The organism is Tabrizicola sp. T74 (assembly GCF_057219935.1).
In genome coordinates, this window is record NZ_JBXVVT010000004.1 from 162,349 (window position 1) to 175,886 (window position 13,538).

Sequence of the window (13,538 nt, forward strand, 5' to 3'; positions counted from 1 at the left end):
CGGGGAGGAGAGCATGGCTGAGACGACACTCCACAGAGGCGCAGCAGAGGCGATTGCCGGGGGCTGGCACGGCGATCCGTTTGGCGTCCTGGGGCCGCACAAGGCGGCGAAGGGCTGGGAAATCCGCGCCTTCGTGCCGGGGGCGGACCGGCTGTGGGTGCTGGCCGGCAAGACCGAGGCCGAGGCAGTGCCCTATCCGGGACTGCCGGGGCTCTTCACGCACCAGATGGCGCGAAAGGCGGACTACAAGTTTCGCGCGGAAGGGCATGGAAACACTTGGGAATTCGAGGATCCCTATCGCTTTGGCCCGGTGCTGGGCGAGATGGACGAGTACCTCTTGGGTGAAGGCAGCCACCGGCGGCTCTGGCAGGCACTTGGCGCGCATGTGTTGGCCCACGAGGGCGTCGACGGCGTGCATTTCGCCGTCTGGGCCCCGAATGCCGAGCGGGTCAGCGTCGTGGGCGACTTCAACGTCTGGGACGGTCGCCGCAACCCGATGCGCAGGCGCGGCGCGACGGGGGTGTGGGAGATATTCATCCCCGGTCTGGGCGAGGGCACGACCTACAAGTACGAGATCAAGGGACCGGGCGGCGCAGTGATGCCGCTGAAGGCCGATCCTGTCGGATTTGGGTCTGAACATCCGCCCGCAAATGCCTCGGTTGTCAGGACAATTCGGGGTGACTGGCATGACAGGGCTTGGATGGAAGGCCGGGCCGCAAATCACAGCATCGACGCTCCCATCTCGGTCTATGAGGTGCATCTGGGGTCCTGGCGTCGGGCTCCAGGCGACCGGATGCTGAGTTATCTGGAACTGGCCGAGCAACTGGTGGATTACGCCGCCGACATGGGCTTCACCCATATCGAATGCCTTCCGGTCAGCGAGTATCCGTTCGACGGCTCCTGGGGCTATCAGCCAGTGGGGATGTTCGCGCCGACCATCCGGCACGGCACGCCATCCGAATTCCGCGCTTTCGTCGATGCGGCGCACCGGCGCGGCCTCGGCGTCATCCTCGACTGGGTGCCCGGCCATTTCCCGACCGACGCGCATGGCTTGGGCCGCTTCGACGGCACCGCGCTTTACGAACATCAGGACCCGCGCGAGGGGTTCCACCAGGACTGGAACACGCTGATCTACAACTATGGCCGGGTCGAGGTGAAGAACTACCTCGTCTCCAACGCTTTGTATTGGCTGGAGGAATATCACATCGACGGGCTGCGGGTGGATGCGGTGGCGTCGATGCTTTACCGCGACTATTCGCGCAAGCAAGGCGAGTGGATTCCGAACAAGGACGGCGGCCGCGAGAACTATGAGGCCATAGACGTCCTGCGCACGACGAACATCACCGCCTACGGTGAAGTGCCGGGGATAATGACGATTGCCGAGGAATCGACGGCCTTTCCAGGGGTCAGCCGTCCGGCAAACTGGGGCGGCCTTGGCTTCGGCTTCAAGTGGAACATGGGGTGGATGAACGACACCCTGAGTTACATGCAGAAGGACCCGATCTACCGGAAGTACCATCACCACCAGATGACCTTCGGCCTGGTCTACGCCTGGTCCGAGAATTACATCCTCCCAATATCCCACGACGAAGTCGTCCACGGCAAGGGCAGCATGCTGTCGAAGATGCCCGGCACCGCGTGGGAGAAGTTTGCCAACCTCCGCGCCTACTACGGCTTCATGTGGGCGCATCCGGGCAAGAAGCTTCTGTTCATGGGGCAGGAGTTTGCACAAGGGGCAGAGTGGAACCACAACCAGAGCCTCGACTGGCATCAGCTTGATATTGCGGAACATAAGGGCATGCAGCAGCTGGTCCGCGACCTGAACCGGGTCTACCGCGAGACGCGGGCGCTGCATGTCAACGACACCCGCCCAGAAGGCTTTGCCTGGATCGAGTCGAACGATGCCGAAGCCGGGGTCTATGCCTGGGTCCGGAAGGGCAACGACGGTGACAAGCAAGTCGTGGCGGTGGTCAACATGACCCCCATTGCTCGCCAGTACCGGCTCGGCCTGCCGGCAGCCGGCAAATGGCACGAAATCCTGAACACCGATGCCGAGATTTACGGCGGGGGCAACCGTGGCAACCTGGGAGGGGTGACTACGGAAAAGACGCCCTGGCACGGCCAGCATCAATCGGCGCTTGTCACGCTGCCGCCCTTGTCGGCACTCTATCTGCATCAGGATTAAGTCCGGCGGGACCAACCGCCACAGGGGAGGGAAGAATGAAACCAAGACCGAACCAGCGCCTGTCGTCACAGGCCATGGCTTTCGTCCTGGCGGGCGGACGTGGGTCGCGGCTGAAAGAGCTGACTGACCGGCGCGCCAAACCCGCGGTCTACTTCGGCGGCAAGACCCGGATCATCGACTTCGCCCTGTCGAACGCGCTGAACTCTGGCATCCGGAAGATGGCGATCGCGACGCAGTACAAGGCGCACTCGCTTATCCGTCACGTCCAGCGCGGCTGGGGCTTCTTCCGGGCGGAACGGAACGAATACCTGGACATCCTGCCCGCATCGCAGCGGATGGACGAGGTCAACTGGTACCGCGGCACAGCGGATGCCATCGCGCAGAACATCGACATCATCGACAGCTACCACGTGAAATACGTGATCGTCCTGGCGGGCGACCACATCTACAAGATGGATTATGAGGTGATGCTGCGCCAGCACGTCGAAGCCGGGGCCGACGTGACCATCGGTTGCCTGACCGTGCCGCGGAAAGAGGCCTCGGCCTTCGGTGTCATGCATGTCGACAAGACCATGCGCATCACCGACTTCCTGGAAAAACCGAAGGACCCGCCCGCCATTCCGGGTGACCCGGACCATGCGTTGGCCTCGATGGGGATCTATGTCTTCGACTGGGCCTTCCTGCGCGATCTTCTGATCCGCGACATGCAGGACGACAATTCGACCCATGACTTCGGCTTTGACCTGATCCCTGCCATCGTGAAGAACGGCAAGGCCGTGGCGCACAAGTTCGCCGACAGCTGCGTCACCAGCGGGCTTGAGACGGAACCCTACTGGCGCGACGTGGGGACGATCGACGCATTCTGGCAGGCAAACATCGACCTGACCGATTTCATCCCGAAGCTCGACATCTATGACAGCTCCTGGCCGATCTGGACCTATGCCGAGATCGTGCCACCGGCGAAGTTCATCCATGACGAGGATGGGCGGCGCGGCATGGCGGTGTCGTCGCTCGTCTCGGGCGATTGCATCGTGTCAGGGTCAGAGGTGCGGAATTCGCTTCTGTTCACCGGGGTCCGGACGCACAGTTTCTCCAGTCTCGAATATGTCGTGGCCCTGCCGCAGGTGACGGTCAACCGCAAGGCACAGCTGAAGAATTGCGTGATCGACCGGGGCGTGGTGATCCCCGAGGGCCTGGTGATCGGCGAGGACCCCGATGAGGATGCAAAGTGGTTCCGCCGGTCGGATGGCGGGATCGTGCTGATCACCCAGGACATGCTGGATGCGCGCGCCAAGGCCCTGGGCTGAACGGCTGGACCTTGCCCGGGGTTCACGTTAACTCCGGGCAGGAAGATACGGAAAGGCAAGGTGAATGGGCGGTCGGGTTCTGTCGGTGGCCTCGGAATGCGTCCCGCTGGTAAAGACCGGCGGTCTGGCCGACGTTGTGGGGGCACTGCCGGGCGCGCTGGCACCGACCGGCTGGGACATGCGGGTCCTGTTGCCCGCCTACCGCAGCCTGCGCGCCGATGCCTCTGGCTGGCCCGTGGTCTGGCAAGATGCCGATCTGTGGGGCGGGCCGGGACGGGTTCTGGCGGGCGATGTGGCGGGAGTTTCGCTGCTCCTCCTCGACGCTCCGCACCTTTTTGATCGGGCGGGTGGGCCTTATTCCGGGCCGACGGGCGAACACCCTGACAATGCTGTGCGCTTTGCCGCGCTGTCTTGGGTTGGGGCCACCATCGCGCGCGAAGGGCTGCCGGACTGGAAGCCCGATGTCCTGCACGCGCATGACTGGCAGGCGGGCCTTGCCCCGGCCTATCTGGCCTATCACGGCAATGGCGGGGTCAAATCGGTCATCACCGTCCACAACATCGCCTTCCAGGGCTGGGCCCCCGCGCACATGCTGGGTGTCCTGCGTCTGCCGGGGCACGCCTACCACCCCGAGGCGCTTGAGTATTACGGCGGGATTTCAACGCTGAAGGCCGGGCTGGTGACGGCCGACTGGATCACCACCGTCTCGCCAACCTATGCCGCCGAGCTGATGCGCCCGGAATTCGGCATGGGTTTGCAAGGCGTGATCGCCACGCGTGCCCCGGTGGTCTCGGGCATCCTGAACGGTGTTGATACGGCGCTTTGGAACCCGGCGGCCGAGGACCCGGCCTTCGGACCCAAGTCGATGGCGGGCAAGGTTGCGGCCCGCGCCAAGCTCTGCGCCGAATTCGGGCTTGAGGTGCCAGGCCCGCTGGCCATTGTCGTCAGCCGACTGACCGACCAGAAGGGGATTGACCTGCTGCCCGAAGTCATGCCCGATTTCGTGCTGGGCGGTGGCGGGTTGCTGGTCCTCGGCTCAGGTGACCCGGGGCTCGAGGGGGCCGTCCGCAATCTGGCAGATCGTTTCCCGGGCCGGATTGCGGTGAAGATCGGCTATGACGAAGGCTTAAGCCACCGCCTGTTTGCCGGCGCGGATGCTGTCCTGGTGCCAAGCCGGTTCGAGCCCTGCGGGCTGACGCAGATGTACGGGTTGCGCTACGGCACCTTGCCCGTCGTCAGCATGGTAGGGGGTCTGGCCGACACGGTGATCGGGGCGAATCCTGCGACGCTTGCAGCGGGCGCGGCGACGGGGGTGACCTTCCACCCGGTCGATGCCCTGGCCTTCGGGCGGGCGCTTGACCAGCTTCTGGAGCTTTATCGTCAGCCGAAACTCTGGGCCAAGCTGCGGGCGAATGCGATGGCGCATCCGGTGGGGTGGGAGACCTCGGCCGCGGCCTATGCGCGGCTTTACGAAAGGCTGACCGGGTGACCCCGCAGACGGTTTCGCTGCCCGCGCGGCTGTCCGGTCACGCGACCAGTGCGGGCCGACCCTGGCCGATGGGGGCGAGCCTTACCGGCGACGGGGTGAACTTCGCGGTCTTTTCGGCCCATGCCGAAAGGATCGAGCTGTGCCTTTTCACCCCCGACGGCCGGAAAGAGCTTGCCCGCCTGCCGATCATCGAACGCGATGGCGACATCTGGCACATCCATGTCGGCGGGCTGACGGTCGGCGCTGTCTACGGCTTCCGCGCCTATGGGCCTTACGCGCCGGAACAGGGGCACCGGTTCAATCCGCACAAGCTGCTTCTTGACCCGTACGCCCGCGCGCTGGAAGGGCGGCTCAAGTGGTCGGACGCGGTGATGGGCTACAAGATCGGCTCGCCCCGCGGGGACCTGAGTTTCGACACCCGCGACAGCGCCTTTGCCGTGCCGAAGGCTGTGGTGACCGACACCTCCTTCACCTGGGGCAACGACCAGGCGCCCCGCACGCCGCGGATCGAGACGGTGATCTACGAGGCACATGTGAAGTCGATGACTGCGCTGCATCCGGGCGTCGACAAGGGGTTGCGGGGGACCTACCTCGGCCTGTCCTCGGACTCGGTGATCGAGCATCTGCACAAGCTGGGTGTCACCGCGATCGAGCTTTTGCCGGTCCAGGCCTTCATCGACGACCGGTTCCTGATCGCGAAGGGTCTGAAGAACCACTGGGGCTACAACACGCTGGCCTTCTTCGCGCCCGAAGCCCGCTACATGAGCCAGGGCGCGCTGTGGGAGTTCCAGACCATGGTCCGCCGGTTCCATGCCGCCGGGATCGAGGTCATTCTGGACGTGGTCTACAACCACACCGCCGAGGGCGACGAATGGGGCCCGACCCTGTCGTTCCGGGGGCTCGACAACGCCAGCTACTACCGGCTTGCGGGCGGCGGGCGGCATTATGTGAACGACGCAGGGACGGGCAACACGCTGAACCTGACGCATCCGATGGTGTTGCGGATGGTGATGGACTCGCTTCGCTACTGGGTCGAGGTGGCCCATGTCGACGGCTTCCGCTTTGACCTCGCGACTGCCCTGGGGCGCGAGGCGCATGGCTTTGACCCGAACGGCGGTTTCTTCGACGCGATCCGGCAGGACCCGACGCTCAGCCGTGTCAAACTGATCGCCGAGCCCTGGGACATCGGGCCGGGCGGCTATCAACTGGGCGGTTACCCGCACCCGTTCCACGAATGGAACGACAAGTTCCGCGATGGCGTCCGGCGGTTCTGGAAGGGCGACGCCGGGATGACGCGCGACCTTGCGGCCCGCGTCCTTGGCAGCGCCGAACGGTTCGACCATTCGGGCCGCGCCGCCACATCGTCGGTGAACTTCGTCACCAGCCATGACGGTTTCACGCTGGAGGACCTGGTCAGCTACACGATCAAGCGCAACTTCGCCAATGGCGAGGACAACCGCGACGGCCACCACGAAAACCACTCGGACAACCTGGGGGTCGAGGGGCCGACGAAGGACGCCAAGGTCCTGGCAGCGCGGGCCTTGCGGAAGCGGAACCTCCTGGCCACGCTGATGCTGTCCCAGGGCGTGCCGATGCTGCTTGCGGGCGACGAGATCGGCCATACCCAGGGCGGCAACAACAACGCCTATGCCCAGGACAACGAGACCTCGTGGATCGACTGGACGAAGGGCGATGCCGACCTCACGCGCTTCGTGCAGCGCCTTGCGGCCTTGCGGCGTGAGCTTCCGGTCCTGCGGCAGCGGCGGTTCCTGCATGCGCGCAAGCGGTCGTCTGACGGGCTGCCGGATGTGATCTGGCGGCGCGCCGACGGCACCGTGCCGCAGTCCGAGGAATGGCACGACCCGGCCTTCCGCTGCCTCTGCGTGGAACTTCGGATGCAGGCCGAAGGCGGCGATCCGAACCCCGAGGCGGTCTTTGCCGTCTTCAACACAGGGGCAACGGCAGGTCTGCACTTGCCCGACACCGCACCGGGGTGGGAGCTTCTGCTCGACACCACGCGGCCCGGGCTTGTGCCTTCGGGCAAGGCCTCGGACTTGACCCAGACGCCTGCGCAATCCGTACTGCTGTTCCGGTCCCTGACCGGCAAGGGAGGAAGACCATGACCCAGATCACTACCGTCGCCACGCAGCCCATTGCGGGGCAGAAGCCGGGGACTTCCGGCTTGCGTAAGAAGACCCCGGTCTTCATGGGGCGGCACTATCTGGAGAACTTCGTCCAGTCGATCTTCGACGTGGTGGGGGCCGCGGGCAAGACTTTCGTCCTCGGCGGGGATGGGCGGTACTTCAACGACCGCGCGGCGCAGGTGATCCTGCGGATGGCGGCAGCCAATGGCGCGGCGCGGGTGATCGTGGGACAGGGCGCGATCCTCTCAACTCCGGCCGCGAGCCACTTGATAAGGCTGAACAAAACCGATGGCGGGATCATCATGTCGGCCAGCCACAACCCCGGCGGCCCGGACGAGGATTTCGGCGTCAAGTTCAACATGCCGAACGGTGGTCCGGCCCCCGAAGGCGTGACCGAGGCGATGTACAAGCGCACGACCGAGATCACCGAATACAAGGTGCTGGAGGCGCAGGATGTGGACCTTGGCCGCGTCGGGCGGCACCAGCTGGGCGCGATGGTGGTTGATGTGGTCGACCCCGTCACCGATTACGCCGCCCTGATGGAGACGCTGTTCGACTTCCCCGCGATCCGCGCGATGTTCGCGGGCGGGTTCCGGATGCGGATGGATTCGATGTGCGCGGTGACCGGACCCTATGCCATTGAAATCCTTGAAAACCGCCTCGGCGCGCCGAAGGGCACCTGCGTCAACGCCACCCCGCTCCCCGATTTCGGCGGCTTGCACCCCGACCCAAACCCGACCTGGGCCAAGGCCTTGATGGACGAGATGTTCTCGGACGCGGCCCCGGACTTTGGCGCGGCGAGCGACGGGGACGGGGACAGGAACATGGTCGTCGGGCGTGGGATCTATGTCTCGCCGTCCGACAGCCTTGCGGTGCTGGCAGCGAATGCGCATCTGGCACCGGGTTACGCCAAGGGTCTGAGGGGCGTGGCGCGGTCGATGCCGACCTCAGCGGCGGCGGACCGTGTGGCCGACGCGCTGGGGATCGGGAAGTATGAAACTCCAACCGGGTGGAAGTTCTTCGGCAACTTGCTGGATGCTGGCAAGGCCACGATCTGCGGCGAGGAGTCCTTCGGCACCGGCTCCGACCATGTGCGCGAAAAGGACGGGCTTTGGGCGATCCTTCTGTGGCTGAATATCCTGGCCGTGCGCAAGCAATCGGTGGCCGAAATCCTGAAGGAACACTGGGCGAAGTACGGGCGCAACTACTACAGCCGCCACGATTTCGAGGCGATTGAAACCGCCAAGGCCGACGCGATGTTCGCGGCCCTGCGCGGATCACTGGCCGGGTTGCCGGGGCGGCAGGTCGAGGGGATGACGGTCCAGGCGGCGGACGATTTCGCCTACACGGATCCGGTTGATGGCTCGGTCAGCACGAAACAGGGGGTGCGGGTCCTGTTCGCCGATGGCAGCCGGATCGTCTATCGCCTCTCCGGCACAGGGACCGAAGGCGCGACGCTGCGGGTCTATCTGGAGCGCTACGCGGCAGGCCCCAGCGGCCTCGACCTTGACGCGCAAGCGGCGCTCGCGCCGGTGATCCGCGCGGCACATGCGCTGGCGGGGATTGCGGGCCACACCGGGCGGGCAGGCCCCGATGTCGTGACCTGAATCCGCTCAGGACTTGTCGCAAACAGGCCAGACGGACAGCCTGTTTGCGACAAACCTGACACCACTGTCGAGTTAGCGGAGGTGCGGCGGTGGGTGAGGTCAGGGTCAGGTCAGGCCGCCAGGCGCGGCAGGCCGAACGGGCGCACAAAGGGCAGGGGGTCGGGCGGCCCTACATCGTCCGCAACATCCCGACCTATGACGTATTGTCCGAAGAGAACCTGGTCCGCATCGAAAAGGCCGCAGACCGCGTGCTGGCCGAAACCGGGATCGAATTCCGCGATGACCCGGCGGCCTTGGACCTCTGGAAGCAGGCTGGGGCCAAGGTCGACGGCCTCCTCGTCAAGTTCGAACCCGGTATGCTGCGCGAGATCCTGAAAACCGCGCCAGCCGAGTTCACCCAGCACGCCCGCAACCCCGCCAATTCCGTGCAGATCGGCGGCAAGAATGTCGTCTTCTCGCCCGCCTACGGCAGCCCCTTCGTGATGGACCTTGACCGCGGCCGTCGGTTCGGCACTATCGAAGACTTCAGGAATTTCATCAAGCTCGCACAATCCAGCCCCAACTTCCACCACTCGGGCGGTACGATCTGCGAGCCCACCGACGTGGCGGTCAACAAGCGTCACCTCGACATGGTGCTGGCTCATATCGAGCTGTCAGACCGGCCCTACATGGGGTCCGTAACTGCCGAGGAGCGGTCGGAGGACAGTATCGAGATGTCCCGCATCCTGTTCGGCGCGGACTTTGTCGACCGGAACTGCGTGATCCTTGGGAACGTCAACGTCAACTCGCCGCTGGTCTGGGACGGGACGATGACCAAGTCGCTGCGGGCCTATGCGCGGGCGAACCAGGCGGCGGTGATCGTGCCGTTCATCCTGGGCGGTGCGATGGGGCCGGTGACGAACGCAGGCGGGATCGTGCAGAGCCTGGCCGAGACGATGGCGGGCTGCGCGCTGACCCAGCTGGAGCGGAAGGGCGCGCCAGTCATCTTCGGGAACTTCCTGTCTTCGATGTCACTTCGTTCCGGCTCGCCCACGTTCGGGACGCCGGAGCCGGCCATCGGCAGCCAGGTCATCGGCCAACTGGCCCGCCGCCTGAACCTGCCGCTGCGCTGTTCGGGGAACTTCACCACCTCCAAGTTGCCGGACGGGCAGGCGATGATGGAGGGGACAATGTCGATGCTGGCGGCGATCCATTGCGGGGCGAACTTCATCCTGCATTCGGCGGGGTTCCTGGATGGGCTTCTGTCCATGTCCTACGAGAAGTTCATGCTGGATGCGGACCTTTGCGGGGCCCTGCATGCCTACCTCGACGGGATCAGGATCGACGACGACCAGCTGGCGGTCGAGGCCTTCGCCGAAGTGGGGCCGGGGAACCATTTCTTCGGCTGTTCCCACACGATGAAGCACTACGAGACGGCCTTCTGGGACAGCGAGTTGTCGGACAACGAGCCGTTCGAGAAGTGGGAGGCGGCGGGTTCTTCGGATGCGGCTTCCCGGGCCAACAAGCTGTGGAAGAAGCGGCTGGCGGAGTATGAGGCGCCACCGCTGGATGACGGTGTCAGGGAGGCCCTGCATGACTTCGTGGGGCGGAAGAAGGCTGGGATGGCGGACGCGTGGTACTGAAGTGTCCACGGTGGACAAAATCGGTAACTCGAATGAAAACAATACCTTGCTCGCGGACGTTAGGGATTTGGTAACCTCTGCCAGTCGGCCCCCGGACGGGCGTAGCTGAAGGTCGGACCGGGGGCAAAGCCGGTGGCTTCGGGCGGAGAAATCCAGCTTTCGACCGTGACCTGACCCGCCCCCAATGTGACCAGCGCGACGTCGTTGGTGCCGGTCTTTAGCCGCGTCGAAATCGCCGTCCCGACCTGCAGGAACAGGACCCCGGCGGCGGTTTCGGCAAAGCCTGTGTGCGGCATGTGGGTGTGGCCGGACAGGACGATATCCGCACCGGCCGCCGCCAGCGCGGCCAGGGTCGCCTCGGGGTCGGCGATGTCGGCGGGGGTGCCGTCTGCGGCAGGCACGGGGGCGTGGTGCATCACCACAACGCGCCATTGGCCCGGGGCCGCGCTGCGGAAGGTGGCGGTCAGCCGGGCGAGGGATGCGGGGCGCAAGAGACCCGACTTCCAGACCAGCGGATTGGCGGTGTTCACGCCCTGCACCAGAGCGTCGGGCAGGCGGACCAGGGGTTCAAGTTCGGCCCCGAAGGCCCGGCGATAGCCCGCAAAGGGGGCCAGAAGCCGCACGGGCAGATTGCGCAGCGGCATGTCATGATTGCCGGGCACGACAAGGGTCGGGCCGGGCAGGCGGTCGACAAAGGCGCGCGCAGCCTGGAACTGGCCCGCCCGCGCGCGCTGCGTCAGGTCGCCCGAGATCACGCACAGGTCCGGCTGCATCCGGTGGGCGAGGTCGATCATGGGCGTGACCAGCCGCTCATCAACCCTGCCGAAATGCGGGTCGGACAGATGCAGAATGCGGCTCATGCCCCCGGATCGCCCTTCGCCGGGGGCAGGATCACCCGCAGGACATGGTCATTGAGCTGGATGCGCAGGGGCAGCTTCATCCTCAGCTTCTCGCCATCCAGCGCGACGGAGATCTTGCGCCGTCCGCGCACGGCCACGGCGATCCGGCGCGGGGTGGAGACGATGACATCACGCCCGTGATCCACCCGCTTGCGGATCAGCCGCCAGGCCAGGCGCAGGAAACCAAGGCGCGTCTGCTGGTGCGCGAGAAACATCACGAACCGGTCGTCCGAGATCGCCTCGCCGCCTTCCAGGCCGAACTGGTCCAGCTGATAGGCCGACCGCGCCACGAACATCATCGGCGTCCGGATGCGGTGGCGGGTTTCGTCCTGATAGAGCTCCATCCGGTAGGGTTTCTGAAAGCGCAGGATCGTCCGCAAGGAGGCGAGGTGGGCCAGAAAACGATAGCGGCCCCAGCGGGCATAGGCGGCTTCGCGTTCTTCCAGGATCGCGGGGTAAAGCCCGATGGCGATGTTGTTCAGAAAGACGCGGCCATTCAGGGTGCCGACGTTGATGTCATGCGGCTGACCGTCAAGGATCGCCTTTGCGGCGGCTGCAGGCTCTTCGGGCATCTTCAGGCCGCGAGCGAAATAGTTGAAGGTTCCCAAGGGCAGAACGGCAAGCGCAGCCTTGGTCCCGGCCAGCGCATGGGCGACGCCTGCAACCGATCCGTCGCCGCCCGCAGCCACCACTACGCGAAACCCGTCGCGGACCGCGCGCGCGGCCTCATCCGCCGGATCGCCGGTGAAGGGGCGCAGCTCGGCCCGGGGTCCAAAGACCTGCATTGCCCGGTCCACGGCGCCGGGATTGCGCAAGGATGTCCCCGAGCGGGGGTTGGCCAGCACGCAGATATCCGGTCGGTTCTCTGCCATGCGGCCCCCCTTGTCCGGTTGGACTTAGGTGCGCAGTCCGGTTTCTTCCAGAAGGCCCAGGCGTTTGGCCTCGTAATAATAGCCGCGCGCGTACCAGCCGACGGCTTCGGCCTCGTTTCCACCGGACACCATCCAGGCCCCGCGCAGGTAGCGGCCCGCATACATCAGGTTCGTTTCGGCATCGAGAAGGCCCTCGGGCGGGCCCTGGTAACCCATGGTGCGGGCAGTCTGCGGCAGGATTTGCATAAGGCCATAGTAAGGGCCGTTCCGCGCGCCCGGGTTGTAGTCGCTTTCGCGCTGAATGACGCGGTGTAGAAGGCTTTCGGGGATGCCGTGGACGCCGGCATATTTGCGGATGAGGGCGCGCATCTCGGGCGTTTCACCCGGATGTAGGTCGGCGGAGGAAACTGCAACGGGGGCCGCGCGGCGGGAACAGGCCGCGACCAGGGCCAGGGCCGGGGCAAGGACCAGGGTGCGGCGAGAGAGGGTCATCGGCGGGCTCCGCTTGGGTTGGATTCCCCTTGGGGGTCCCGGCCAGATAGCGGTCTGGCGAGGGGGATGACAACCCTGCCGGGCTGGCAATGGGCAGCATCTGGCCGGGTTAGGGGTGCCCTTTGCCCAGAACTTCGTCATTCTGCCGTTACCCGGCTTTGGCAGAAGCCTTGTGGACAAGTCCGGATCACACTCAGGTGCTTGGGGGTTGCCATGTGCGGAACGCCAGATATAGTCCGGTTAACGGGGCGGGACTCCCCGCCCTGTGGCCGAGTGGTTGACGGGCGAAGGGCGGAGTCTTTGACGTGATGGACGGCGATTTCAGATCCCAGTTTGTGCGCGATCCGGCGGCACTGAAGCACTATCCCGCGCTGGTGCTGAATGCCGACTATCGTCCGCTGTCTTACTACCCGCTGTCGCTTTGGCCCTGGCAGGAGGCGATCAAGGCGGCATTCCTCGACCGGGTGCAGATCGTCGCGGAGTATGACGCGGTCGTCCACAGTCAGCGGCAAGAGTTCAGGATACCCAGCGTGGTCGTCCTGAAGGAATTCGTAAGACCCCAGAAGCGCGTGGCATTCACGCGCTTCAATCTTTTTCTGCGGGACGAATTCTGCTGCCAGTATTGCGGGGCGAAGGGGGATCTGACCTTTGACCATGTGTTGCCGCGGTCGAAGGGCGGGATCACCAGCTGGGAGAATGTCGTGGCGGCCTGCTCCCCCTGCAACCTGCGCAAGGGGTCGCGCACGCTGAAGCAGGCGGGGATGTACCTGAACCGGCTGCCCCGCGCGCCTTCGGCGGAGGAGATGCAGGCGCATGGCCGCCGCTTCCCGCCGAACCACCTGCACGAAAGCTGGATGGACTTCCTGTACTGGGACGCCGAACTGGAGGCGTGATGCCGCTTCCGGTTTCCCCCCGCGCAGA

The 13,538-nt window shown here is 65.3% G+C and carries 10 protein-coding genes; 7 read left to right on the forward strand and 3 right to left on the reverse strand.

Translation table 11 applies throughout. The features are described from left to right. The first annotated feature begins 13 nt into the window (after nt 1-13). The 6 genes from glgB to AC2EAL_RS12890 all read left to right on the forward strand — a co-directional run bounded on the left by glgB (nt 14) and on the right by AC2EAL_RS12890 (nt 10,354). Nucleotides 14-2,185: a 1,4-alpha-glucan branching protein GlgB gene (gene glgB, locus AC2EAL_RS12865; protein ID WP_484724622.1), complete on the forward strand. Its 2,172-nt coding sequence runs from the start codon at nt 14-16 to the stop codon at nt 2,183-2,185. 35 nt (nt 2,186-2,220) lie between these two features. Further along, on the forward strand, nt 2,221-3,492 hold the full coding sequence (glgC, locus tag AC2EAL_RS12870) for a glucose-1-phosphate adenylyltransferase (RefSeq protein ID WP_484724623.1): 1,272 nt from the start codon (nt 2,221-2,223) through the stop codon (nt 3,490-3,492). 64 nt (nt 3,493-3,556) lie between these two features. After that, nucleotides 3,557-4,981 (forward strand): glycogen synthase GlgA, encoded by a 1,425-nt coding sequence (gene glgA, locus AC2EAL_RS12875; protein ID WP_484724624.1) that lies wholly within the window; start codon nt 3,557-3,559, stop codon nt 4,979-4,981. Continuing rightward, on the forward strand, nt 4,978-7,104 hold the full coding sequence (gene glgX / locus AC2EAL_RS12880) for a glycogen debranching protein GlgX (RefSeq protein WP_484724625.1): 2,127 nt from the start codon (nt 4,978-4,980) through the stop codon (nt 7,102-7,104). Before glgA ends, glgX begins: the two co-directional genes overlap by 4 nt. Further along, nucleotides 7,101-8,732 carry an alpha-D-glucose phosphate-specific phosphoglucomutase gene (locus AC2EAL_RS12885; RefSeq protein ID WP_484724626.1) on the forward strand — a complete coding sequence of 544 codons (1,632 nt, stop codon included), beginning with the start codon at nt 7,101-7,103 and terminating at the stop codon, nt 8,730-8,732. The genes glgX and AC2EAL_RS12885 overlap by 4 nt, the downstream gene beginning before the upstream one ends. An 89-nt stretch (nt 8,733-8,821) precedes the next feature. After that, nucleotides 8,822-10,354: a trimethylamine methyltransferase family protein gene (locus AC2EAL_RS12890; protein WP_484724627.1), complete on the forward strand. Its 1,533-nt coding sequence runs from the start codon at nt 8,822-8,824 to the stop codon at nt 10,352-10,354. Nucleotides 10,355-10,413: 59 nt separating this feature from the next. Here the strand turns inward: AC2EAL_RS12890 and AC2EAL_RS12895 are convergent, their stop codons facing one another. The 3 genes from AC2EAL_RS12895 to AC2EAL_RS12905 are packed head-to-tail and all read right to left on the reverse strand — an operon-like array spanning nt 10,414 to nt 12,617. Continuing rightward, nucleotides 10,414-11,214 (reverse strand): metallophosphoesterase family protein, encoded by an 801-nt coding sequence (locus AC2EAL_RS12895; protein WP_484724628.1) that lies wholly within the window; start codon nt 11,212-11,214, stop codon nt 10,414-10,416. Continuing rightward, nucleotides 11,211-12,125, reverse strand: coding sequence for a diacylglycerol/lipid kinase family protein (locus AC2EAL_RS12900; protein ID WP_484724629.1), 915 nt, complete (start codon nt 12,123-12,125; stop codon nt 11,211-11,213). The genes AC2EAL_RS12895 and AC2EAL_RS12900 overlap by 4 nt, the downstream gene beginning before the upstream one ends. A 24-nt stretch (nt 12,126-12,149) precedes the next feature. After that, nucleotides 12,150-12,617 carry a transglycosylase SLT domain-containing protein gene (locus AC2EAL_RS12905; protein WP_484724630.1) on the reverse strand — a complete coding sequence of 156 codons (468 nt, stop codon included), beginning with the start codon at nt 12,615-12,617 and terminating at the stop codon, nt 12,150-12,152. Between the two features lie 308 nt (nt 12,618-12,925). Between AC2EAL_RS12905 and AC2EAL_RS12910 the strand changes: the two genes are divergently transcribed. After that, nucleotides 12,926-13,510: an HNH endonuclease gene (locus AC2EAL_RS12910; protein ID WP_484724631.1), complete on the forward strand. Its 585-nt coding sequence runs from the start codon at nt 12,926-12,928 to the stop codon at nt 13,508-13,510. Nucleotides 13,511-13,538: the final 28 nt, after the last annotated feature.